The following is a 22,439-nucleotide window of genomic DNA, read 5'->3' on the forward strand; positions in this document are numbered from 1 at the left end:
TCGGCCGCTTCGGCGCGTCGGCGCCGGGCAGCCGCGTGACGGCGGAGTACGGCTTCACGCCGGAACATGTCGCGGAAGTTTTCCGATCATTAATCCGATCGGCTAGTGTTTGATAATTGTTCTTTCCAATGGCTTATATTAGAAATCAGAGATAAATCAGAGACACCTTGCGCGCGACTGTTCAGCCGCGCGGTATTTTTTTTGAAAGAGGAACAAAAGAATTAAAAATAAATGTATCCTGATTAAGAAGGATGGCAATCTTCCACTAACGAAGAAGGAAACAAATGGTTCCCCGATTCCTCTCTCCGCGTTCCGGCATATGGTAAAATGGGAAATTATAGAAAATATCACTTTCCGATTGACTAGCGCCCATATTTTATATGTAGATCATTTCATAGGCAACGCGTTAGGATCTTTAACTCAATCTCAATTTAGCTCTATAACAGCAATAATATGAGACATACCTGAATCATTTTCATGTATACATTTTATATAAAAAAAATGATATGGATAAACGTGTCTGTTCCCGAGAGAGAAACAAAATCGGATTTCCTGCATAGGTTAATCTATTAACAATGAGAGTAAGGGAGGATGGATGTTCCATGTCAGGTGCAAATATCGGCCTGCTTCTAAAATCCTTGCTTGAGAAACGCGGGCTGTCGATGCGCAAGTTAAGCAGACTGTCGGGAATCGATCCGGCGACGATTTCCCGAATTATCAATGGGAAACAGCAGGCAAAGCTGAGCCACTTAAAACAGTTTTCCCGGCATCTGCACGTTCCGTTGGAAGAACTGGTGAACGCCAGTGTCGGCAATGTTCCGAAAGCGGTTCGGCATTCCAGCGATATGTATCATTCGCTTGATTCCATTCAGGATATCCTTGAATCGTCCGACCTGTTTGATCAACAATTTACGGCCGACCGCGTTCGCCGGGAGCTGGAAAAATATGAAAAATATGCGCTGACGGCTGAAGGAAATCGGATCATTCATGATGGTTTTCGCTCGAAAGTGGAGCAGGTCAATGGCGCCGGTCCCTTTATAGAACAACTGAAACAGATGTTTGATAAATTTTGTGATGAAAATACTTCTTTGGATGAGCATGCCATACTTGGAAGTGTCCTCTTATACTTTATTTTATCGGCAGACATCATACCCGATTATGCGTTTCCAATCGGTTATTTGGACGATGCAATCGCTGTGAAAATTGTGCTGGACCGTCTTTCTTCAGCCGACCGGCCCGCGGATGCCGGTCTTTAGCGAACGGTTTTATGGCTGAGAAGATGTTGAAAACTGTTTCTTTTTTCTCAACATCTATTGACGATTATTCACATTCTTCAACACCCCGGAATAGACTGTTCAAAAGCTTATAAAGTCCTGGGGATGTGAAATTAATGAATAAAGTCAAAGCGGCGGCCGCCTTACCGGATGCCGGCCGGCCTAAATTTCATGAAATGGTTTCCGGCCGCAAGAAGGGATGGAGACGATCTCTATGGCTGCTCTGGGCGCTTATGGGCCCGGGTTTAATTTCCGCCATGGCAGATAACGATGCAGGCGGAGTGATTTCCTACACGGTTACCGGAGCAGTCTTCGGAGTCGGGCTGTTTGTCCCTCTTGTACTCTGCCTCGCTCCCCTGACCTTTACGATTCAAGAGATGAGCATGCGTCTCGGAGCTGTCACGCGAGTGGGATTCTCAAGACTGGTTCTGCAGCATTACGGCCGGTTCTGGGGCTACTATCTCATTTCAACCCTCGCCTTTGAAAATCTGCTGATATTGATTACGGAATTTATCGGAATGACTGCAGGACTGGTATTATTAGGTCTGCCTCTGTGGCTGGGCTCCGCCCTGTGTTTGCTGCTTGTCGTCGTTTTTGTACTTTTTACCGGATATTGGACGAAAGAACGAGTGGTTCTGTTCGTGGCCGCGCTTAATGTTGTTTTCTTAGTGGTTGCGGTTATGACGCATCCGGACCCGGCTGCCATAGGCCACGCCTTTGCTGCCTGGGATATCCCGGCATCGCTGCATGCCGCAGTAGTCTGGTATCTGATCGCAACCGTCGGAAACGCAGTTGCTCCCTGGATGATTTTTTTCCAGGGGAGCGGAACGATTGATAAAGGGGTCACATCGGAGGAACTGCATCTTGGAAGGCTGGATTCCGCTTTAGGGACGGTTCTTCAGGCTGTCGTTGCGGCCGGTGCTATTATTGCGGGTGCAGCGCTCTTCGGCCACATTCAGAATATCGGCGCTGCCGGTCCGGCAGATCTGATCAGAGCGTTCGATGATCGTATAGGGCGCTGGCCGGCTGTTCTGTTCGGCATAGGGCTTTTTAACGCCGGTTTTCTTGCCTCAATAACGGTTTCCCTCTCATCTTCCTGGAGTATTGCGGAATTATTCGGCTGGTCTAAAAGTCTTAATGACAAAATCTCGGAAGCGCCGAAATTTTACGCGGTTTATATCGGCAGTCTTGTTTTTGCCGCCTTCGCCATTTTAGTTCCTCATTTGCCTTTGAATTATTTTTCGATCGTCGCACAGGTTATCGGCGGTATTCTGATGCTGCCCCTGCTCATATTCATGGTCTTAATGACGAATGATCAAACGCTCATGGGGGAGTACAAAACCGGAACATTCGGCAGAATCTGGGGCTGGTCCATGGTCGCTTTATTGATTGCCCTGACTTTGGCCGGCCTTGTGCAGATGCTTTTTCATTAATCTAAAAAAGGCTTCTGGCAGCCGTTCCAGTGCTTGACGGCAGGCTTCTGCTTTAAAACCGATTTTCATCGGGATGTTTTGAGAGGCGTCAGTAAAAAAAGTCGTGTCTAAGGATACAGTGATTTTTCATGGCTGAACGGACCGGAAGACTGGACGGCCGGTTCTTTTTTGATTTCTTCGGGAAGATGGGATGAAGCATCGGGAATTTTTCGCGGCTCGGTATTAATCACGTCGGAAGAGTAGAGGGCGACGGCTATACTCCCCCCGTATTGTTTTGCGCGGATCAGGATCGGCTGATTATATTTATTTTGAAAACGCAGATCCGGCCCGTACCAGCTGACTGTTGCATCACGTCCGGGGGGGACATAAGGCACACTCCTGCTGTGGGAATATCGTTCCACAATGCTGAGACCCGCGTTGTCGGCGGCATTAAACAAGGTTGATGAGACCTGGCAGATGCCTCCCCCGATATCTTCGGAAAACTCGCCTTTGACAATGATCGGAGCGCTCATGTATCCTTTGCCGGCAGTTCTTTTTCCGACCACTTTATTGAATGAAAAGGTTTCACCCGGGAAAATAACGTGATTGTCAATGGCTTTTGCCGCGAGTGAAATATTGTGCGTTCGATTTTCATTACCTGCATTAAAATAGGTCGCATACCGGCCGATTTTTTTTACCCGGATGTTAGCCAGCAGTTCGCCGTCTACTTTCGGATAAGTATCCAGCAGGGGCGTTTCTATTGTAGAAGGCCCGTACCCGTAAAAATAAGCATTAAACTGATCTTCAAACGTCTGTCTGTATAATTTGTGACCGGTCTTTCCCTGGATAATATCTCCTTGCTCGCTAAGTGTTTTGGTTCACAGGATTCTGGCGGACTTGCTGATCAATTTTACTGATAAATTGGTTGAACTTTCGGCTGTCAATGATCGGCGTGCCGGGAATGGACGATGCAAAATCAGTACGATTGACAAAAGCAACGGTTTTTCCCTGTCTGGTGATGGTTAAGCCGTCTTGAGGCTGGGCGGTTTGAGCAGAGAACAAGAGGAAAAGAACGGACATCCATAGATTCATCATGAATTCGGCACACCTCCAGACGTTAGTATGAGCAGGATTTCTTCCTTTAATCTTGATTTCTGCACGTTTCCCCGATTCGGTAAATGGAGGCGGGCCGGCCGGAAGGGCGCCCGAATCGGCCGGAAGAGCACTGAATTCGGCCGGAAGAGCACTGAATTCGGCCGGAAGAGCACTGAATTCGGCCGGAAGAGCACTGAATTCGGCCGGAAGAAGGCCCGAATCGGCCGATAGCTCGCTCAGCCCGAATCGGCCGGCCAACGTGCAGCAGCAGAAAAATGTCAAGTATTTGCAATATTGACTGATCCGGTCAATAACTATATACTTTAGTTGACCAAGATGGTCAATAACCTGGCAATGAGAAGGTGATCGGTTGATTCAAAAATTTCTGAGCCTGGAGCCTGAGAAACAGACGCGCATTATTAATGCTGCGCTGGCGGAGTTCTCGGAAAGGGGGTATAAGAACGCCTCGACAAACGAGATCGTGAAAAGAGCGAACATCTCCAAGGGACTGCTCTTCCATTATTTCGGCAGTAAGAAAAAGCTGTTTCTGTTCCTTTATGATTATTCGATGAATCTTTTCTTGAATGATTTTTACAGCAAAATCGATTTCAGTGAGACCGATCTGATCAAAAAGCTTAGACAGGCCGCACTGCTTAAAATCGAGCTGATTCAGAAACATCCGGATTTGTACAATTTTATCCTTACTTCGATGGTAGACGACAGCTTTGAGATCAAGCCGGAGCTTGAGGATAAGTTCAAAGCTATTGCTCGGGAGGGCTACAGCAGGCTGTTTGCCAATATTGACGTCTCAAAATTGAAAGAAGGACTGGATGTACGCCATGTGACGGAAATCATCATGTGGGTCGGCCAGGGCTTTGGCAACCGTGTACTCGAACAGATGAAGCGGGATCCGGATTATAAACGTGACCTTGATATTCAGAAGTTCATAACTGAGTACGATACGTATATCGCTATTCTGAAAAATGCTTTCTATAAATGATTGTCCGGGAGGAAGGAACATGAGCGCTATCGAGTTCAAAAACCTGACCAAGAACTACGGCAAGTCGAGAGGGATTATTGATGTTAACTTTAAAGTTGAGGAAGGGGACATTTTCGGATTTATCGGGCCGAACGGAGCGGGTAAATCGACATCGATCCGGACGCTGCTCGGGCTGATTCATCCGACAAGCGGCAGTGCGGCGATTTTCGGAAAGAGCTGTATCGAGCATCCCGAAGTGAAAAAGGACGTCGGTTATCTGCCGTCCGAAGTGTTTTACTACGATCATATGCGGGTTATCGATCTGCTCAACTATTCAGCAAGCTTTTATAAGAAGGATTGTGAAAAAAGGATCCGCGAGCTTGCCGAAATCATGGATCTTGATTTGAAAAAAAAGATCGACGACCTTTCGTTCGGCAACAGAAAGAAGGTCGGTATTGTACAGGGATTGCTTCACGATCCCAAACTGATTATACTCGATGAACCGACAAGCGGGCTCGATCCGCTGATGCAGCAGAAATTCTTTGAACTGATCAGGGACGAAAATAAAAAAGGCGCGACGATATTCTTTTCCTCGCATATTCTCGGAGAGGTGCAGCGCCTGTGCAATCGCGTTGCGCTCATTAAAGAGGGCAGGATTATCCGGCTTGAAAAAATGAGCAATCTGAGGAAGAACAACTACAAAAAGATCCGGATTGAAACGCCTGAGGCCGTTGACCGATCGTTTTTTGAGATCCCGGGCGTCAGCAAACTGGAATTTAAAGATCATGCAGTGAATTTTTTATTCAAGGGCGATGTCAACACAATCGTCAGAAAGCTTTCGCAGACCGACATTACCGACCTGTCGATCGAAGAGCCCGATCTGGAGGAGATCTTCCTTCATTATTATGAAAAGGAGGGCGGAACGGTATGAATATGTATCTGCATGAGCTGAAATCAATGAGAAGATCAACGCTGATCTGGACATGCGCCATGATCGCGCTGGCCGCACTCTATTTTTCAGTATACCGCGGCATTGTGAGCGATGCAGCGGGATTTAAAAGGCTGCTGGGCGGCTATCCCGAGCCGGTGCGGGCGGCGCTCGGGATCTCGATTGACAACATTACCTCGCTTCTCGGCTTTTATTCGATGATTTTTTCATTTGTCACACTGTGCGGGGCCATTCAAGCGATGAATCTAGGCGCTTCCGTCCTCTCAAAAGAAGTGCGGGAACGGACGGCAGACTTTCTTCTGGTTAAACCCGTCTCGCGCGCGGCCATCGTCAACGCCAAACTGCTGGCTGCACTGACGATGATTGCGGCGACCGATCTCGTCTACTATCTTGCCGTGTCTCTGATGGCGTCGATTGTGAAAACGGCGGATTACAGCGGCCAGGTCTTTTTCCTGATCAATCTGACCCTGTTTTTCATTCAGCTTATATTCCTGGCAATCGGAGTCGCTGTCTCGGTTTTTTTTGCCAAACTGAAATCTGTACTTCCGCTTTCGCTCGGCGTCGTTTTCGGACTTTATATGATCGGCGCGATTATAGCTGTCGGCAAGGATAATACGGCGGCCCGTTTTATTTCTCCTTTTAAATATTTTGATATGACCTACATTATCAAGCACGCCGGCTATGAGCCGTCTTATCTGATTACCGGTGCGGCTATCGTTGCTGCGGCGATAGCTATCAGCTATTTCATTTACGTGAAGAAAGATGTTCACGCCGTGAGCTGAACGGTTCGCGGGGCATAAGAGGAGGTCTGATGATGAATATTTTTTTGAGAGAACTGAAGGCGAACAGAAAAGCCTTGATTATATGGAGCATCTGCATGGTCTTAGGTGTTTTAAGCGGCATGAGCAAATATACCGCCTATTCTTCAAACGGACAGAATAATGCACTCTTCAATAGTATGCCGTATTCACTTAAGGCGCTGATCGGGATCGGTTCATTTGATGTGACGAAAATGAGCGGATACTTTGCGATGCTGTTCCTTTATATTGAGCTCACGGTCGCCATCCACGCCGTTCTGCTCGGTGCCGGCATCATCGCCAAAGAAGAGCGTGACAAGACGACCGAGTTTTTGATTGTCAAGCCGCTGTCACGAACAAGTATCGTCACCGCCAAACTGTTTGCCGCCCTGGTCAACATATTCGTATTGAATATCGTTACATTGGTCTCATCCGTTTTCATGGTCGCCGCTTATAATAAGGGGGCGGACATTTCCGGCGAAATTGTCCGCTTCATGGTCAGCATGTTTATCGTCCAGCTGATTTTTCTGTCACTCGGCGCAGCGCTGGCGGCATTCATCAGGAATCCGAAGGCATCAGGTTCGCTTTCCGCCGCCGTACTGCTGGTATCATTCGTGGTTTCGAAAATAACCGATCTGACCGACAGGCTGAACTTTCTCAACCTGCTGTCGCCCTTTAAATATTTCAGCTATAAAGATCTGGCGGCGGGCAGCGGTCTCGGCATCGGCATCATCATTCCGTCGCTTTTGCTTGTGGCCGTCTTTTCCGCATTGACCTATTTCTTTTACCGAAAGCGGGACCTCAGCGTTTAATCCGGCAGCCGGATTTCGGCATTTTTTCAGAAAATATATATGTTTGTGAAGACCCGGCGCCATGATCGCCGGCTTTTTTTATAACTTGGAAAAGAATCTGTCTTTTTCCCGGGCTCAGATCGTTTGCCGGGACCGGCCGATGCATATAGAATATAGATATCATTTGATTGCGGCGAATGGATCGTTGATCGAGCCGCCGCTTCCGGCTCGCGGTCCGTCACGAAACCGCGGAAACTGCAGAGGATAAGGTGTCGGTACGGCATGGGCATTGATTCAGACAGGCATGTCAGCAAAGGCCGGCATTTTATCGACAGATTTAAATAAAAAAAGGAAGCTGATTGCGGAAAATGGAGCGTCCTGTGCAAACGACAGAGCAAACGATCTTTTCGCTGGCGCCAGTCATCGATCCGGATTCGCGGGTACTGATTCTCGGATCGATTCCGGGCCGGATTTCATTAATGAAGCAACAATACTATGCTAATCAGAGAAATCACTTCTGGGCGATACTCTTCGTGCTTTTTGGAGCGGCGCAAAAAAATAATTACGTGGATAAACTGGCATTTCTGAAAAAGCATCGGATCGCTCTCTGGGATTCGATCAGACAGTGCATGCGAAAGGGAAGCCTGGATTCAGCGATAAAGGCAGAAGAGCCCAACGATATAGCCGGTTTATTAAAAATGCATCCGGGCATCAGGCTTATCGCATTTAACGGCGGCAAGTCCCGTTCGGTATTTAAAAAATATATCGGTTTTACTTCGATTCAGGATGTCGATTATATTCAGCTCCCTTCGTCAAGTCCCGTACCCGGGCGCTACACGAAATCGTTTGAAGAAAAGGTCGAAACCTGGAGAGTGATCAGGGATTACCTGAAATAGAAAACGGCCGCAGCGCACTTTTGCGACGAAATACCTATTCAGGATAAAAAAAGCTGAAATGGTAATGAATGCCTATATACTGAAATTTGCGAAAAACAGCTTGATTCACTTTTTGCGTTCAACTAATATAAAAAGGAGAAAGGCCTGCGTCATTTTAGCGGAAACTGACGTGTGATGATTGATGATTGTGCGCACCACAAATGATCAATTAATGACGGAAATGTCCGGACTGCCCGAAAGCGTTCCGCAAAGATGGCTGTGCCTAGTTTTTTGCTGCAATCTCAGCCCTTGACGGGGGAAAAGGTTTTACCATGCAAGGTTGGGAAGTAGAGAGAGATTGCCTGTTACCTTAATGCTATGATCACGAAGAGGAGCCATTATGGAAAATTCAACAAACAGTATGCTGAAAGTCGATTTGGGGAATACGGACATTGAATCGGGAGTCACATTCGATCTGCAGGTAGCGCCTGAGAATCTGATCCGCAAGCTGAGACGCCATCGCAATATCAACATTCAATTGTATCAGGAACCGAACGGTGCCCCTCTGGCCGTTCAGTCCGGTCCGGAGAGCAGTACGTATAAGAACGTAGACGGAGAATTTGATTATTCTTTTTCGGTGCGCCATGACCGGATGCAGGTCTCCATTCCTTATGCCGTTTTGCCGCTCTTTCACTACGGCGATTTGGTTTCGGCAAGGATCAGCCTGGAAAATTCCGTTACGGGTGAGGTTCTCAGCCATGAAACACTGTCGCTGTTCGTGACGAAAGAAGAATTGCTGACGCTGCTGACACCCGGTGCGCTAGAAGCGTATATCAGAAGCGGAATTTCTCTGGAAGAACAGTGGGAAAAAACGTCTTACTGGCTGGAGATATTTTCCGAAGATGACGAAGTGCTGAGTGCCGGAATCGATTTGTTGAAGGAGCTGGCTGTCGGCGGTTTGCCGGAAGCAGAAAAGAAATTGTATGAATTGTACAGCGATAAAACTCTTTCCGTCTATGATGAAGGCGAAGCCAAGAAATGGCAGGAACGGGTCGAGCAGAAGGATCAGGACGCTTCTGCAGCAGCCGGAGAAGGAAAATCCGCGGATTCAAAAGACCTGCCGGAAAAAATTACAGATGAGGCGGCTCTCAGGACAAGTGAACAGCTTGCTGAGGAAGGCAATCTTGAGGCGATGTGGATGATTTTTTCATTCAGCCTTTCGCCTCAGGGAGCTGCCTTCAGCAAGGAACAAGCATTTTCATACTTGAAAACGGCTGCCGCCGGCGGTTACGAACAGGCGGTAAGTGTGCTGGCGGATGCCTTTGAAAAAAATTATGTATTTATTTCCAAAGAAAATGCCGAGGATTATCTGACTGTTCTTGAATCCGCAGCGGAGAAAAAGCTGTCTCTTGCCGAATATCTTCTTTTTCAGGTCTATTACGATGGCGTTTGCCTCGGTCAGCCTGTATCCGGGGATAAGAAGAAGGCGTATACGATGCTGCATGCGGCTGCTGAAGACGGCAGCATTGAGGCGGCTTACAGATTGTGGGATTTCTATGAAAATGGAAATGAATTTCTCATGGAGCAGGCCGATGCGCTTAAATGGCTGAGTGCGGCTGCAGAACAAGGGTACGCGGCTGCTGAGGCGCGTCTGGGGGATCTTTACATAGACGGAGAATGTCTGAAGAAAGACAATGAGAAGGGGCTTTATTATCTTGGAGAAGCGGCCGAGAAGAATAACTGGGACGCACAGATGAAACAGTTCCAAAGTTATTATGAAGGACGCTATAAAGATATTCTGCTTCAGAAGGATACTAAAAAGGCTTTTGCCTTGCTCAGAAAATTTGCGGATGCCGGCAATCCGAAAGCACGGATGCTCATTATGGAGAAATATGAGAACGACAATGAAATGATGATGGAGCACAGAGAAGCGGCCGGTTATCTGAAGGAGGCCGCAGACGCCGGATTTGTTCCCGCCATGTACAAGATGGCCAATGTTCTGCTTGACGGCCTTTATTTCCGGCAGGATACGGGGGCTGCGAAAAAATTATTAAATAAAGCGGCTGCGGCCGGCTATCCGGACGCTCAGTTTGCCCTTTATCAATACTACTTCTCCGGATATAAAACGCTCAAAAACGGGCAGGTCAATAAGGAGCGTGCTTACAGATGGCTTCTGAAAGCCGCCCGGACTTTGCCGCGGGCTCAGTACGAGATATGGCTGCTGGCCGGCGATAAGAAAAATTCCGATCTCGATATAACCATGCAGAGCGCGATCGAATACCTGTTCCGCAGTGCTGCTCAAAAGTACAGCCCGGCGCTCTATCACGTAGGTATGGCCTTTGGAGAAGGCGGTCAGGTAAAGAAAAACACAAAGCGGGGCATCACCCTGATTGAGGAGGCAGTCTCTCTGCGCAATCCGGAAGCAATGTATACCCTCTCAGAAATACGGACGAAAGGCGAATTCGGAGGCGAATCCGTAAAGCAGGACACGGAAGACGGTCTGCGTCTGCTGCTGCTGTCCGCCGAATTGGGTTATCCGCCCGCATGCAATCGCGTCTGGCAGCTGTATTCGGAAGGAAATCTGGCAAAGGAATCGGAAAACTGGATCCAGGCTATCCGCAATACCGCGGTAGAGGCGGGGTATGAAATCAAGGAGAAAAATCTGGACGGAGCCAAACAGGAAATTGCCGGCTCTAAAGAATCCGAATAAGGGCATGCGCCCGGAATCGGATTGATTGGCTGATGATACAGATGCTTCAGGCACAACTGCGATCCGCGCGAATCGATCGCGGTTTACAACGATACGGTCTCTGCCTGGCATTATTTATTATTTAACGGAGCCATGGTCGAATCGAATACAGGGAACGGCACAAGTGAAATCTATCGGATCATTTTCACTTTTTGGGAGGCAGATCACATCGCGTGGGCTGCTTTCTTTTTATTTTAAGGACAACATAAATTTTTTCAGAAGACATAAATTGAAAATCCGGATGAGGTTGGACATATCGAAAGGGCCAGGAAAGGGACTTATGAACGGCGGCAAACATCATGACCGCATATACTCATCTAGTCAAATCGGCCTGTTCATTACAGCTGATGTTCACAAATTAAGGCGTACACTTGGCATGGCATGGATCAGCAGTTTTTTATTAAAATAAGCGGCCATTCAAAGAGGTTGTTCACTCAGATAGCTGTTCGCACCGAATCGAGGGAAAGCCGTACCGAATTGCCAGGAGGTCGCACCGAATTTGGGGAGTCGCACCGAAACAGGCCAAAGTCGCACCGAATCGAGGGAAAATCGCACCGAATTGTCAGGAGGTCGCACCGAATTTGGGGAGTCGCACCGAAACAGGCCAAAGTCGCACCGAATCTGGGGAAAGTCGCACCGAATCGATCGGAACTCGCACCGAAACGCCAGAATATCGCACCAAATCAGGCCGAAGCCGCACCAAAATTGAATTTAAAATTGGACCCGGCTGAATCAACACGGCTGAAAAATTTTTCTATCCAGATCTTTCTCCATTGCATAGCTTTATTTTATTTCTGTCGATTTTACTTACAATCCGGTGCTGCTGCATGGCATCATTCGTTCTCAATAAAGGATTTTCTTGTAAATAAAGAGCGGCGCTCGTTTTGATTGTTTCCACTGTTGCGCCGCTGATTTTATGATAACATAAGAGAATGATTAAAAAATGTCCTAGTGAGGTATTCAATGAATCCGATCGATCTGCACTTCAGAATGCCGGCTGAATGGGAGACTCATGAACGCACATTCATCTCGTGGCCGGTTCGGGAATCCATGTGTTTTCCGGAAAATTACGAATCTGTCTGCCGGGGCTACGCGGCGTTTATTCAGGCAATTTCCGAATTCGAACCGGTGACGGTGATCGTCAATCCGGCGGAATGGAATCGGGTAAAAGTTTTTTTGAACGGATTGAAGGCTGAAATATTGGCGATTGATCATAATGACTCATGGATTCGCGACAACGGACCGACTTTTCTCATTAACGGGAAGGGGCAGCGGGCCGGTGTCAACTGGGTGTTCAATGCATGGGGAGAAAAGTACGCATCATGGGAGCTGGATGACCGGGTCGCTCCGGCTGTACTGGATCATTTCCGTGTCCGGCGTTTTGATGCGCCGCTGGTGCTTGAAGGAGGATCGATTCATGTGGACGGGGAAGGAACGCTGCTGACGACGGAAGAGTGTCTGCTCCACCCTAACCGGAATCCGGACCGGACCCGCAGCGAAATTGAGGCGGCACTCGGGCAGTTTCTCAATATCAGGAAGGTGATCTGGCTGAAACGGGGACTGAGCGGCGACGAGACCGACGGACACGTTGATAATGTTGCCTGTTTCGCCGCGCCGGGCAGGATATTGATGCAGGTTTGCGACGATCCGCAGGACGAAAATTACGGAATCGTCCGGGAGAATCTCGACATATTGGGCCGTGCTACGGATGCAAAGGGAAGAAAGCTTGAAGTTGTTGCTGTTCGTCAGCCTCCAAAAAGAGAGTATAAAGGGGCACGGCTGACATTGAGCTATCTGAATTTTTACTTCGTGAACCATGGGATCATCCTGCCGGTTTTCGGCGGTGATGCCGAAGAAACGGACCGGATGGCGGAAAAAGTTCTGAAAGATCAGTTTCCCGACCGTGTAATACGGAAAGTAGACGGCACGGCGATCATCAAAGAAGGCGGCAACGTGCACTGTGCAACCCAGCAGATGCCCCTGCCGTGACAAAAGAGAGGCGAAAAATTCTTGAGAAAGGTCAAAGTGGCAGCAACGCAGATGAGCTGTTCATGGGCAATCGAAGAAAATCTGGCGAAAGCGGAGGCACTGGTCAGAAAAGCTGCGAAAAAAGGCGCACAGATTATTCTACTGCAGGAATTGTTTGAAACGCCGTACTTCTGCCAGAAGGAAAAAGCGGATTATTATGCACTGGCAGAGGAACTGAACCGGAACCGCGCTGTGAACCGCTTCAGAAAAGTGGCCGGTGAATTGCAGGTGGTGCTGCCGATCAGTTTCTATGAAAAGAAAAACAATGCCCTTTATAATTCGCTGGCTGTGATCGATGCGGACGGATCGGTTCTCGGAACGTATCGGAAAAGCCACATCCCGGACGGACCGGGCTATGAAGAAAAGTTTTATTTCAATCCGGGAGACACGGGATTCAAAGTGTGGAAAACCCGCTATGGGACGATCGGCGCCGGCGTCTGCTGGGACCAATGGTTTCCGGAGGCGGCCCGCTGCATGGCGCTGCTGGGCGCCGAGCTGCTTTTTTATCCGACGGCAATCGGTTCCGAACCCTATGATTCATCCGTTGATTCAAAAGAACACTGGCAGGCCTGCATGCTTGGGCATGCGGCGGCGAACCTGATTCCGGTGATTGCATCGAACCGAATCGGAACTGAGAAAGACGGAGACTCGCAAATTACGTTTTACGGATCTTCGTTCATCGCCGGACCCCGCGGGAATAAAATTGCTGAGGCCGACAGGGAAACAGAGGCGGTGCTGGTCGCCGAGTTCGATCTTGATCGGCTCCAGGCTCAGCGCCTCGACTGGGGCCTGTTCCGGGACCGGCGACCGGATCTGTACGGGGCGATCACTACCTATGACGGGGAACAACAGACCCGCCGCTGATTTTCCGATAGGACGCTGCAGACTGTTATAACCTGAAGAAGGATATTGTTCCGGGAAAATGAAAAGGGCACCTGTGCGTCGGGGTGCCCATAAGGAATGAAATGAACGGCTGCCGATAATCAAGGAGCTCAGGAAGCAGATTAGTAAACGAAGGCAGCACCGACAATGATCAGCAGAATAAACAGAACGACAATTAAGGCAAAATTGTTTCCGTACCCGTAGCCGCCGCTATAGCTCGGATAACAGCCGCAGCCATAACCGTAACCCATATGCCTCAACACCTCCCCCGGACTTGATACTGCATTCTATGTAGGCTGCGGCGTTTGAGGAAGGGACAAATGGATAGGGTGAAAAGCCTGTTTCGTTCTAACTGCGCTCGGATAAACGGATTCTTGGGGGAAATATTTTTGGAGATCCCCGGGGATGATAGCGATTGTTCACAGATTCTGGACCGGGTTCTTTCCAAAAGTCAGACATTGAGCAGCCCTTTCTTAATCCCGTTGACGACGGCGCCCACCCTGGAATCGGCGTCCAGCTTACGCATAATAGAAGCAATGTGATATTCGACCGTCCGCTTGCTGATCGACAGTTCTTCGCTGATTTCGGCGTTGGTCTTGTCGGCGGCAATCTGCCCCAGGATTTCCCGTTCCTTGGCGGTCAGTGCCTCCCCTGCCTGCTCCCGATGCTGATAAGGGAAAGTCCGCTGTCCGCGGCAGGCCTGTCTGATTGCGGTGATCAGTTCCGTATTTGATTTCTCTTTAGTGACATAGGCATCTGCTCCCGCCTGTTTGGCGGCGTCAATATATTCATCGTAATTGTAGCCCGACAGGATGACGATTTTTAAAGCGGGAAATTCTTTCCTGACAATTTTGGCCAGTTCAATCCCGTTTTCTGTTTTCATCCGGACATCGAGCACGATCACGTCGGGATTCCGCAGCCTGATTGCGTTTTCAAGAGCCGACGGATCGGACAGCGTAGCGACGACGTGCAGGTCGGGTTCCTTCTCCAGAATTTCTTTCAGTCCCATCAGCATTAATACGTGGTCATCGACCAGCAGTACGTTGATACTCAAATTCATCACTCCGTTCCAGCGGAAGAGTAATGGTAACTGAAGTCCCCTTGCCCTCCTCTGATGCAATGTCAAACCGGCCGCCCAGCTGATCCACCCTTTTTTGCACAGTGATTAACCCAATGTGGTTCTCCTGGGTCAGGCTGGACAGGCCCGCCGGTAATTTAAATCCCTTCCCCTTATCTTTAACGTTTACAATTAAAGTGTGATCCAGACTCTTCAGCGACAGAGAAACAAAAGGGGAGGATGAATGCTTGATCGCATTATATAAGAGTTCTTTAATCATCCGATAAACCTGGACGGCCAGTCGTTTCGATATAACCTTTAGGCTGAGATCATATGCTGTCTGAATGACGACATTATAGTTATTCTGCAGTTTGCGCTTCAATGCCTGCAAGCTCTGCTCCAATCCCAGATCTTCAACCATGAACGGATGCAGTTCACGGGACATCTCCCTGATCTCGTAAATGCCGTTCATAAAAATTTCTTTCATTTCAAAGTACGCCTTATCTTCGATCATCTGCTCATCATGCATGGCTTCGACCTTATTGGCCATCAGGATCACATTCTGAAGCACTTCATCATGCAAATAAATCGATAGTTTCCGTTTTTCTTCTTCGCTGTTGATCAGCAGCGCACGATTAAACTGTTCCTGCGACAGAGAACGGTTTTGCGTCTCTCTTAATTCCCTGTCTAATCCGGAAAGGGCTTCCGTACTCGTCAGCAATTCTATCGCATCGGACTGTATTTTCTCAAGCAGCAGGCGCTCGTTTCGATCCAGCCGCGTCGCATTAGTCTTTTGTCCAATGATCATCCATCCCTTATTGCCCTGATCGCCGTCCAGAGGAAAAACATGGCAGTTCATCGTTTCGGAGCGATGCTCATTTCTTTTATGATCCAGATACTGCATGCATTCATCGGCGAGAGAGCCGTCCGCAAAGATCCCGCTTTTATAAATGATCCGCGGTGTTTGATTGTTCTTCCAGATCAGGCAGGCGCCGTTGATATCAACCGTCTGATGAATCAGGCGGATAATCAGCCGCCCGCAGGAAGTCAGATGCTGGCCGTTCAGAATCTGCTGCAGGATGATCTTTTTTTCTCTCTCGATATCGTGCTCTTTGCTGGTCCATTCCTTTTTGACCAACGGCTTGATGATTTTCTTGATGAGATTATAGACCGCAAGAACGGCCAGCATTAATCCGTTTAACCGATAAAAGGATCCGGGAGTCCGGGGATAGATCAGGAAGAATATACCATTAACGGAAATCAAAGAAAACAGCACAGCCAGTATTTCGAAAACAATCGGTTTCAGGCTCATCTTTATGTCGATGATTTCCTGCTTGGTTAACAGGTAAGCCAGGGTTATCGGAAACAGGACGATGCTCAGCAGGCTGAAGAAAAAAGGAACGCTTGCAAGATGGAGAATTTCTGGAATCAGGCTTAAAAAGATAAGCGGTAAAAAAGATATGATCAGACTGGCAATCAAAATAGACAGCTGATTTTTTATTTTGGAAGAGTTTTTCTTCAGATGCAGATAGGTCAGGCAGATGCAGGCGATCAAAGAAATACAGACATTGGCAATGACGACGGTTCGGATGAATTGGAGCAGCTCGGGACTCCTACTTAAACGGTCGGGATAAGTGTCAAAAAATACGATATTGATCATCGTTGCCAGCAGCCAGGCGACCTTCCGGATATATTGAAAGAACCGCGGCTTCGTAGACGATGGAAAAAATTCAAAGAAGCGTATCAGAAAATAAGGCGCAAAGCTCGAGGCGATCACTTCAATTTCTTTAGCGGGCGATACATCGATGCTCGAAGCAATTGAAACAGAAATAGCAAGTCCTGAAGTGTACATAAGGTAAAAAAAATGGCGGGTAACGACTGAATCCGGTTTGATTAAGAAGCAGACGAGGCCAGTGCCGACAAACACAAGTCCGAGAAACAGCAGCGAATAGTAGTAGCCAATTGAAGAAACTTGTGATAAGAGACGGAGCAGCGTGTAATCGGTTAACACGCGGCCCAGACAGTAGAGATTGACGATGACGAAGATAAATAAAAGAAGAATCGGGACCGTTTTTTTCATCATTCACGGTCACCCCTCCAGGTAGTCTATTAATTGCTGGATCCGTGTCTTATCGCGCTGTGTTTCGCCACAATTCTTAATCAATTGAACGGCCCTGTTCAGATAGACCTTCGAAAGGATCAGACAATAATCAATGGCGCCTGTTTTTTTTATATAGTCTCTGATATCCTGCCGCAGCCGGCTGCCGTCCCGGGAGGTGCCGAGAAGCTTCAGCTGATCGAATAGCCATCCATTATCCTTTTGCTTGCTGAATTCGACGGCCTTGATTAGCGGCAGCGTCGCCTTGCGGTTGGTCAAATCGCTTTTCGCATCGCGCAGAATATCGGCGGCATCGTTTCTTAACTGGCCGGAGAATCCGATGTACCTCGCGATGTTCTCCCAGGCCGGCACGTTCTCAATCGCATTCACTTCGAAAACAAGCCGTAATAAGGAGACCGATTTTTGTTCAATCAAGGAAAAATAATCGCGTTCCGAAGGTACGTTTTCGGTGATTCTGAAAGACAGATCTCTCCATTGGCCGATGGAAGCCGTCCTCAGATTCCGGATCACACAGCTTAACTTTCCGAGCCGATCCGCTGCCGAGTATTTTAAGATCAAGTAAAGGGACTCCATTAAAAGCATGCTTGATAAAGTCAGCGTTCGCTGCGGCGTCAGCTTGGACAGCACCGGACTTTCCATGTCGCCATCCGCCAGTTCATCAATGATATCTGTGGCAAGGATCAGCAGCTCAACGGTAGCCGCACAGGCGGCCTGTTCGTCATGAACCGCGGCGTCCTCGCAAAAAACGGAGGAGATATAGAAAGAGAATTCACCCCAGGTAAAAAGCGCCGGCTCATGAAAAATCTTCCCTTCACCGTGCAAAAGGGAAGAAATCAGATTGCATGTTTCACTGTCCCATTCACTGTTTTTCAAATAATCGAGAAGAAACCGTCGTATTTCTTTTTTGATATCCATTTTACATACTCATATCCAAGTAAGAGTCTTCGTAATGATTCCCTTCTCAACCTGTTCCTTAAAGACTTGAAATACATCGGCATCCAGACTTTGTCTCGCAAGGGCCATTTCGTTCGCTCCGATGACTTCCTTTCCCGAAAACAGTTGAATCATGTCCCAAAGCTTCTGATTCATACAACATTACCTCCAATTTGTAATATTAAGTACATTTCAAAATTCAACATCATTTGCTGTTTTTCCTTTTTTTCTACCAAAAAAAATAATATTTTTTGACGATTTTAAAATCAAAGGCATCCGGGCTCTGCAATGAGAAGAACCCAGGATGCCGTTTTGGCAGCTATTTTGATTAAGCCTTAAGACGGATTGCCTGAATCAGAGAAACTATTGGGTTAGATGGATACTGGAATCCGCGAGCTGGTTCGGATGGATAATTTTTGCGAGTATTTCTTCGACGTATCTGCCAAATTTCGGATTGAATCTTTTCCGCGGACGGATCAGATCAATAGGAATATCAAGACTGATTCGGCCTTTTTCCAGTAAAATTACACGGTCCGCCAGTCTGACCGCTTCCTCAACGTCATGAGTGACGAGTATCGCCGTCAGGCGCTGCGCTTCCCATATGGATTCGACAAGGTCCTGCATATCCAGTCTGGTCAGTGCATCCAGAGCACTCAGCGGTTCATCGAGAAGCAAAAGATCCGGCTGATGAACCAGGGCCCTGACGAGGGCCACTCGCTGCTTCTGCCCTCCCGACAGTTTGGCCGGATATTGGTCCGACCATTCTTCAAGGCCGACGTGACGCAACATTTTCCGGGCTGCGTCCTTCCATTCTCCTTTTAATCCGACGCCGACATTATCAATGACCTTTTTCCATGGGAGCAGCCGGCCGTTTTGAAACATGACGCGAGCGGATCGATTGATCCCCTGTAGAGGGACATCGTCCTGAATGATCGATCCTCCTGTGGCAGTTTCCAGACCGGCGATCAGTCTGAGAAGGGTGGTTTTCCCACATCCGCTTTTCCCGATAATAGCAATGAATTCCCCCCTTTTTACCCGGAGTGTCACGTCTTCCAGAACTTTCAGATCCTGATATGATTTTGCGATATGATTTAATTGTAAAAAGTTTTCGCTTTTTTTCATGTTTGCTCTCCTCAATTTTCCTGCATCATACTTTTTTCTATACGATTGGAGCAATCAGGACTTTTAGGACCGGTTCCAGCGCAGCCATCTATTTTCAAAAAATTTGGCAATAAGATCGGATGCCTTGCCTAAAAGAGCATAGATCAGAATGCACAAAACGATGACGTCCAGCTGCATAAATTCTCTGGCATTCATCGAAAGATAGCCGATGCCTGAATTCGAGGCAATCGTTTCGGCAACAATCAATGTCGTCCACATAACACCGAGCGCATAGCGTACCCCCACGAGGATGGAGGACAGGGCGCCCGGGAAGACCACGTTAAAGAAAAGGGAGGCGCCGCTTAATCCGTAACTTTTTCCCATTTCGATCAGATCTTTGTCCACAGATCGAATGCCATGGTACGTGTTGATATAAATGGGAAATAACGCACCCAGCGCAACGAGAAACACCTTGGAAGTCTCACCGATGCCGAACCAAAGAATCACAAGCGGAATCAGTGCCAGGTGAGGAATGTTTCTTAACATCTGGACGGATGTATCGAGAAAAAGATCGGACAGCTTGAAAAATCCGTTCAGAACGCCCAACAGGAAACCGATGGAGCCGCCGATTAGAAATCCGGCAACGGCGCGGTACAGACTGATTAGAAGACTGCCGGTCAGTTCGCCTGTTCCGATCATTACGATGCCTGTTTTCACCACATCCGTCGGTGCGGGTAATGTCGTCGGCGAGATGATCCCTCCGATGCTCAGAAATTCCCATAAAAGGAGTACAAATACCGGCAGGACGCCGGGCAGGAGACGCCTGATCCATTTTTTCTCAATGAACTCCATATTTGTCACCCCCTTTATTTCAGAATCGCCTGATGCACATCTATTTTTTTCGGAATCAGTTTTAACTGGTAAAATTGGTCGGCAATCGACTGCTGCTCGTCAAGAATCTGATTCGTTATTTTGCCCACACCGTAAACGCGTCTGTTGACAGCGAGAGTGATTGAAGCACGATCCATTTTCAAAGTGCTTGCCAGTTTTGAAATCAGTGCATCGTGGTGTTTGTTTGCCCACACCATGGACTGTTCCACTTCATTCAGAATGAGCGCCGTCACTGCCTGATGGCTTTTTGCAAAACTGCGCTTAGCGATAAAGAAATCACGGTCCGTCGTGAGTCCCTGTCCGTCTACCAGCAGTTTTGCGTTTTCATTGGTCTGTGCTGAAGCCGTGAACGGATCCCACACAACCCAGGCATCGACATTTCCTTTTCCAAAAGCGACACTTGCATCAGCCGGCTGCATATACACCGGAGTGACGTCTTTCATCGACAGCCCAACTTTTTCGAGGCCTTTAACCAGCAAATACTGTGAACTGGATCCCTTTGAAAAGGCAATCTTTTTGCCCTTTAAATCGCTTAAAGATTTTATTGAAGAATTCTTTTTGACTAAGATGCCGCTTCCCTCATATTTTGACGCCCCTGCTCCGACATAAACGATATTTGCCCCCGAAGCCTGTTCAACAACCGGTGGGGTGTTTCCTGTTCTTCCATAGTCAATGCTTCCGGCATTAAGAGCTTCCAGCAGCGACGTCCCGTCCTGAAACTCGGTCCATTGAACTGTATATCCTTTTTGTTTCAGAGCTTTTGCCAATGATCCGTTAATTTTGGCAATGTTAAACTCGTCGCCTTTCTGGTAACCGATCCGGATGACCCCCTGATTTGTCTTCTGCTGAGCCGAGCTGCATCCGGCCAGCAGCAAAGCAACCGACAGAAGAAGAACAAACATGCGTTTGAATTTTGCGTGCTTTATCATCAATAATCATCTCCGTAGTTAAGGTAGCTGAATTTTAGAGACTTTTTTCTTGAATGATTTCTCTGCCTGCGATTATTTGTTTCTTAAGCAGGCTTCTCTGGATCTTTCCTGTCGGACCGGTCGGAATCCGATCGACGATTTCAACGCCGGCCGGGCATTTGTAATCGGACAATGTCTGCCGGCAATGATCGAGTATCTTCTCAGCGAGATGCTCCGTCGCACGTCCCGGACCGGGGACTGCATAAGCGACCACTTTTTCTCCGTACAGCGGGTCCTGCAGGCCGATCACCGCCACTTGCTTCACTTCAGGCAGCTGCCGGATAGCTTCTTCCACTTCGTAAGGGCTGATCTTCTCACCGCCGCGATTGATTAATTCTTTTTTCCGGCCGATGATAAAAACATAACCTTCTTCATTTACATAACCGATATCGCCCGTATGGAACCAGCCATTTCGAAAGTCGTCCTGATTATCCGCCTCGACGTAATGCGTGATAACATTTTTCCCGCGGATCACGATTTCTCCCGTTTCCCGGGACGGCAGGACGTGATCTTGTTCGTCGACAATTTGCAAAGAGAGTCCGACCGGCAGGCCGACCGAACCGAGTACCCTTTTTTCAGGAGGAAGGGGGTTGACACAGATCTGACTGGCGGCTTCAGTCATCCCGTAGGACTCGATCACCGGCACGCCGAATTTCTTTTCAAACTGTTGAGCGTGGAGCAGCGGCAATGGTGCCGATGCCGAGCGCACGAATCTTAAACCGGAGGAGATGTGATCGGGTGCGCCGGTGTGCAGCAGTATCGAAAGGACCGCCGGAACTGCCGATACCCACGTGACATGCTGCCCGTTGACAACGTTCCAGAATCTGGAGGCGCTGAATTTAGGAGCGATAATCAGTTTTCCGCCTGAAAGGCAAGGGGAAATCAGTCCGACAACCTGTGCGTTAATGTGAAAAAGCGGCAGAAAACTATAAACAATATCCTTGCTGGTCAGTCGGTGCGCCCAAATGATATTTTGGGCTGCTGCATAGATCTGGCCGTGCGATAATCCCACGGCTTTTGGACGTCCCGTTGTTCCTGAAGTATAAAGAAGAACGGCCGGATCATTTTCCAGCGGTTCCGGGCTTTCAGTCAAAAGTCTCTGTTCAGTCCGATCTCTATGTTTCCATTTCAAATAGTTCAGTTTTGATTCTTTTAATATCAGTCGTGCAGTTAAAACCTTCTGAGATGTGTACGGTTCAATCAATCCGGCCGACTGTTTCTCAGTCAGGAATCCGCCGGCCGGACAGCAGCGTCTCAGAAATGTCTGCAATTCGGAAACAGGCATCCGCGGATTGATCGGGACAGCAACTGCTCCGGCCGACAGGATTGCAAAATAAATCGCTATAAAGCGATAAGAATTCGGCAGTCCCAGCAGCACCCTATCGCCCTTTCGGATGCCGGCCTGCTGCAGAATCAGTCTGACATGCTCTATGTCGGATTGCAGATCCTCCGTCGAGTTCCAGCATTCGTTTTCCTGGATCAGAGGCCGGTCCAGTGACTGAAGAACCTGTTTTAAGTGATCGATTAGTTCGGACAAAA

The 22,439-nt window shown here is 48.2% G+C and carries 19 protein-coding genes and 2 pseudogenes; 11 read left to right on the top strand and 10 right to left on the bottom strand.

What is annotated here, in order from left to right:
* Positions 1 to 602 precede the first annotated feature (602 nt).
* Entirely contained in the window at positions 603 to 1,256 is a 654-nt protein-coding gene (locus Q6A92_RS13615; protein WP_332238426.1) for a helix-turn-helix domain-containing protein, read from the top strand.
* 134 nt (positions 1,257 to 1,390) lie between these two features.
* Positions 1,391 to 2,707: an NRAMP family divalent metal transporter gene (locus Q6A92_RS13620; protein WP_332238427.1), complete on the top strand. Its 1,317-nt coding sequence runs from the start codon at positions 1,391 to 1,393 to the stop codon at positions 2,705 to 2,707.
* Between the two features lie 107 nt (positions 2,708 to 2,814).
* On the opposite strand, the pseudogene Q6A92_RS13625 reads toward Q6A92_RS13620, so the two are convergent.
* A pseudogene (locus tag Q6A92_RS13625) lies at positions 2,815 to 3,781 on the bottom strand (VanW family protein).
* Between the two features lie 370 nt (positions 3,782 to 4,151).
* Between Q6A92_RS13625 and Q6A92_RS13630 the strand changes: the two are divergent.
* From Q6A92_RS13630 to aguB, 9 genes are all read left to right on the top strand, one after another.
* A complete protein-coding gene (locus Q6A92_RS13630; RefSeq protein ID WP_332238428.1) occupies positions 4,152 to 4,781 on the top strand; it encodes a TetR/AcrR family transcriptional regulator in 630 nt (209 codons plus the stop codon).
* A 19-nt stretch (positions 4,782 to 4,800) separates the two neighbouring features.
* Positions 4,801 to 5,691, top strand: a complete 891-nt coding sequence (locus Q6A92_RS13635) for an ABC transporter ATP-binding protein (RefSeq protein ID WP_332238429.1) — start codon at positions 4,801 to 4,803, stop codon at positions 5,689 to 5,691.
* The gene (locus Q6A92_RS13640; RefSeq protein WP_332238430.1) at positions 5,688 to 6,491 is read left to right on the top strand and encodes an ABC transporter permease; all 804 of its coding nucleotides are present in this window, start codon (positions 5,688 to 5,690) and stop codon (positions 6,489 to 6,491) included. Before Q6A92_RS13635 ends, Q6A92_RS13640 begins: the two co-directional genes overlap by 4 nt.
* Positions 6,492 to 6,523: 32 nt before the next feature.
* Entirely contained in the window at positions 6,524 to 7,318 is a 795-nt protein-coding gene (locus Q6A92_RS13645) for an ABC transporter permease subunit (RefSeq protein WP_332238431.1), read from the top strand.
* Positions 7,319 to 7,665: 347 nt separating this feature from the next.
* Positions 7,666 to 8,193 (top strand): DNA-deoxyinosine glycosylase, encoded by a 528-nt coding sequence (locus Q6A92_RS13650; protein WP_332238432.1) that lies wholly within the window; start codon positions 7,666 to 7,668, stop codon positions 8,191 to 8,193.
* A gap of 379 nt (positions 8,194 to 8,572) precedes the next feature.
* A complete protein-coding gene (locus Q6A92_RS13655) occupies positions 8,573 to 10,882 on the top strand; it encodes a tetratricopeptide repeat protein (RefSeq protein ID WP_332238433.1) in 2,310 nt (769 codons plus the stop codon).
* A gap of 420 nt (positions 10,883 to 11,302) precedes the next feature.
* Positions 11,303 to 11,809, top strand: coding sequence for a hypothetical protein (locus tag Q6A92_RS13660; protein ID WP_332238434.1), 507 nt, complete (start codon positions 11,303 to 11,305; stop codon positions 11,807 to 11,809).
* Between the two features lie 75 nt (positions 11,810 to 11,884).
* Positions 11,885 to 12,910, top strand: coding sequence for an agmatine deiminase family protein (locus Q6A92_RS13665; protein WP_332238435.1), 1,026 nt, complete (start codon positions 11,885 to 11,887; stop codon positions 12,908 to 12,910).
* 21 nt (positions 12,911 to 12,931) lie between these two features.
* Positions 12,932 to 13,813 (top strand): N-carbamoylputrescine amidase, encoded by an 882-nt coding sequence (gene aguB, locus Q6A92_RS13670; protein WP_332238436.1) that lies wholly within the window; start codon positions 12,932 to 12,934, stop codon positions 13,811 to 13,813.
* 140 nt (positions 13,814 to 13,953) lie between these two features.
* Here the strand turns inward: aguB and Q6A92_RS20330 are convergent.
* From Q6A92_RS20330 to Q6A92_RS13715, 9 genes and pseudogenes are all read right to left on the bottom strand, one after another.
* Positions 13,954 to 14,031 (bottom strand): annotated as a pseudogene (locus Q6A92_RS20330) (YjcZ family sporulation protein); the annotation flags it as partial.
* A 251-nt stretch (positions 14,032 to 14,282) separates the two neighbouring features.
* Positions 14,283 to 14,885, bottom strand: coding sequence for a response regulator transcription factor (locus Q6A92_RS13680; protein WP_332238437.1), 603 nt, complete (start codon positions 14,883 to 14,885; stop codon positions 14,283 to 14,285).
* Positions 14,857 to 16,971 (bottom strand): sensor histidine kinase, encoded by a 2,115-nt coding sequence (locus tag Q6A92_RS13685; protein ID WP_332238438.1) that lies wholly within the window; start codon positions 16,969 to 16,971, stop codon positions 14,857 to 14,859. Before Q6A92_RS13685 ends, Q6A92_RS13680 begins: the two co-directional genes overlap by 29 nt.
* Before the next feature lie 6 nt (positions 16,972 to 16,977).
* Positions 16,978 to 17,922 carry a polyprenyl synthetase family protein gene (locus tag Q6A92_RS13690; RefSeq protein ID WP_274401662.1) on the bottom strand — a complete coding sequence of 315 codons (945 nt, stop codon included), beginning with the start codon at positions 17,920 to 17,922 and terminating at the stop codon, positions 16,978 to 16,980.
* A 9-nt stretch (positions 17,923 to 17,931) separates the two neighbouring features.
* The gene (locus Q6A92_RS13695) at positions 17,932 to 18,096 is read right to left on the bottom strand and encodes a hypothetical protein (RefSeq protein WP_274401663.1); all 165 of its coding nucleotides are present in this window, start codon (positions 18,094 to 18,096) and stop codon (positions 17,932 to 17,934) included.
* A 207-nt stretch (positions 18,097 to 18,303) separates the two neighbouring features.
* The gene (locus tag Q6A92_RS13700; RefSeq protein ID WP_274401664.1) at positions 18,304 to 19,062 is read right to left on the bottom strand and encodes an ABC transporter ATP-binding protein; all 759 of its coding nucleotides are present in this window, start codon (positions 19,060 to 19,062) and stop codon (positions 18,304 to 18,306) included.
* Between the two features lie 63 nt (positions 19,063 to 19,125).
* A complete protein-coding gene (locus Q6A92_RS13705; protein ID WP_274401665.1) occupies positions 19,126 to 19,893 on the bottom strand; it encodes an ABC transporter permease subunit in 768 nt (255 codons plus the stop codon).
* 14 nt (positions 19,894 to 19,907) lie between these two features.
* Positions 19,908 to 20,861 carry a sulfonate ABC transporter substrate-binding protein gene (locus Q6A92_RS13710; protein ID WP_274401666.1) on the bottom strand — a complete coding sequence of 318 codons (954 nt, stop codon included), beginning with the start codon at positions 20,859 to 20,861 and terminating at the stop codon, positions 19,908 to 19,910.
* 34 nt (positions 20,862 to 20,895) lie between these two features.
* Positions 20,896 to 22,437 carry an AMP-binding protein gene (locus Q6A92_RS13715; protein ID WP_274401667.1) on the bottom strand — a complete coding sequence of 514 codons (1,542 nt, stop codon included), beginning with the start codon at positions 22,435 to 22,437 and terminating at the stop codon, positions 20,896 to 20,898.
* Positions 22,438 to 22,439 lie beyond the last annotated feature (2 nt).

The sequence above is a fragment of the Sporolactobacillus sp. KGMB 08714 genome (assembly GCF_036598985.1).
GTDB lineage: Bacteria > Bacillota > Bacilli > Bacillales > Sporolactobacillaceae > Sporolactobacillus.

What these genes read in the sequence shown, in the direction of transcription:
- Q6A92_RS13615 (WP_332238426.1), top strand. Translation starts at nt 603, where the DNA reads ATGTCAGGTGCAAATATCGGCCTGCTTCTAAAATCCTTGCTTGAGAAA.
- Q6A92_RS13620 (WP_332238427.1), top strand. Translation starts at nt 1,391, where the DNA reads ATGAATAAAGTCAAAGCGGCGGCCGCCTTACCGGATGCCGGCCGGCCT.
- Q6A92_RS13635 (WP_332238429.1), top strand. Translation starts at nt 4,801, where the DNA reads ATGAGCGCTATCGAGTTCAAAAACCTGACCAAGAACTACGGCAAGTCG.
- Q6A92_RS13640 (WP_332238430.1), top strand. Translation starts at nt 5,688, where the DNA reads ATGAATATGTATCTGCATGAGCTGAAATCAATGAGAAGATCAACGCTG.
- Q6A92_RS13645 (WP_332238431.1), top strand. Translation starts at nt 6,524, where the DNA reads ATGAATATTTTTTTGAGAGAACTGAAGGCGAACAGAAAAGCCTTGATT.
- Q6A92_RS13650 (WP_332238432.1), top strand. Translation starts at nt 7,666, where the DNA reads ATGGAGCGTCCTGTGCAAACGACAGAGCAAACGATCTTTTCGCTGGCG.
- Q6A92_RS13655 (WP_332238433.1), top strand. Translation starts at nt 8,573, where the DNA reads ATGGAAAATTCAACAAACAGTATGCTGAAAGTCGATTTGGGGAATACG.
- Q6A92_RS13660 (WP_332238434.1), top strand. Translation starts at nt 11,303, where the DNA reads ATGGATCAGCAGTTTTTTATTAAAATAAGCGGCCATTCAAAGAGGTTG.
- Q6A92_RS13665 (WP_332238435.1), top strand. Translation starts at nt 11,885, where the DNA reads ATGAATCCGATCGATCTGCACTTCAGAATGCCGGCTGAATGGGAGACT.
- Q6A92_RS13685 (WP_332238438.1), bottom strand. Translation starts at nt 16,971, where the DNA reads ATGATGAAAAAAACGGTCCCGATTCTTCTTTTATTTATCTTCGTCATC.
- Q6A92_RS13690 (WP_274401662.1), bottom strand. Translation starts at nt 17,922, where the DNA reads ATGGATATCAAAAAAGAAATACGACGGTTTCTTCTCGATTATTTGAAA.
- Q6A92_RS13695 (WP_274401663.1), bottom strand. Translation starts at nt 18,096, where the DNA reads ATGAATCAGAAGCTTTGGGACATGATTCAACTGTTTTCGGGAAAGGAA.
- Q6A92_RS13700 (WP_274401664.1), bottom strand. Translation starts at nt 19,062, where the DNA reads ATGAAAAAAAGCGAAAACTTTTTACAATTAAATCATATCGCAAAATCA.
- Q6A92_RS13705 (WP_274401665.1), bottom strand. Translation starts at nt 19,893, where the DNA reads ATGGAGTTCATTGAGAAAAAATGGATCAGGCGTCTCCTGCCCGGCGTC.
- Q6A92_RS13710 (WP_274401666.1), bottom strand. Translation starts at nt 20,861, where the DNA reads ATGATAAAGCACGCAAAATTCAAACGCATGTTTGTTCTTCTTCTGTCG.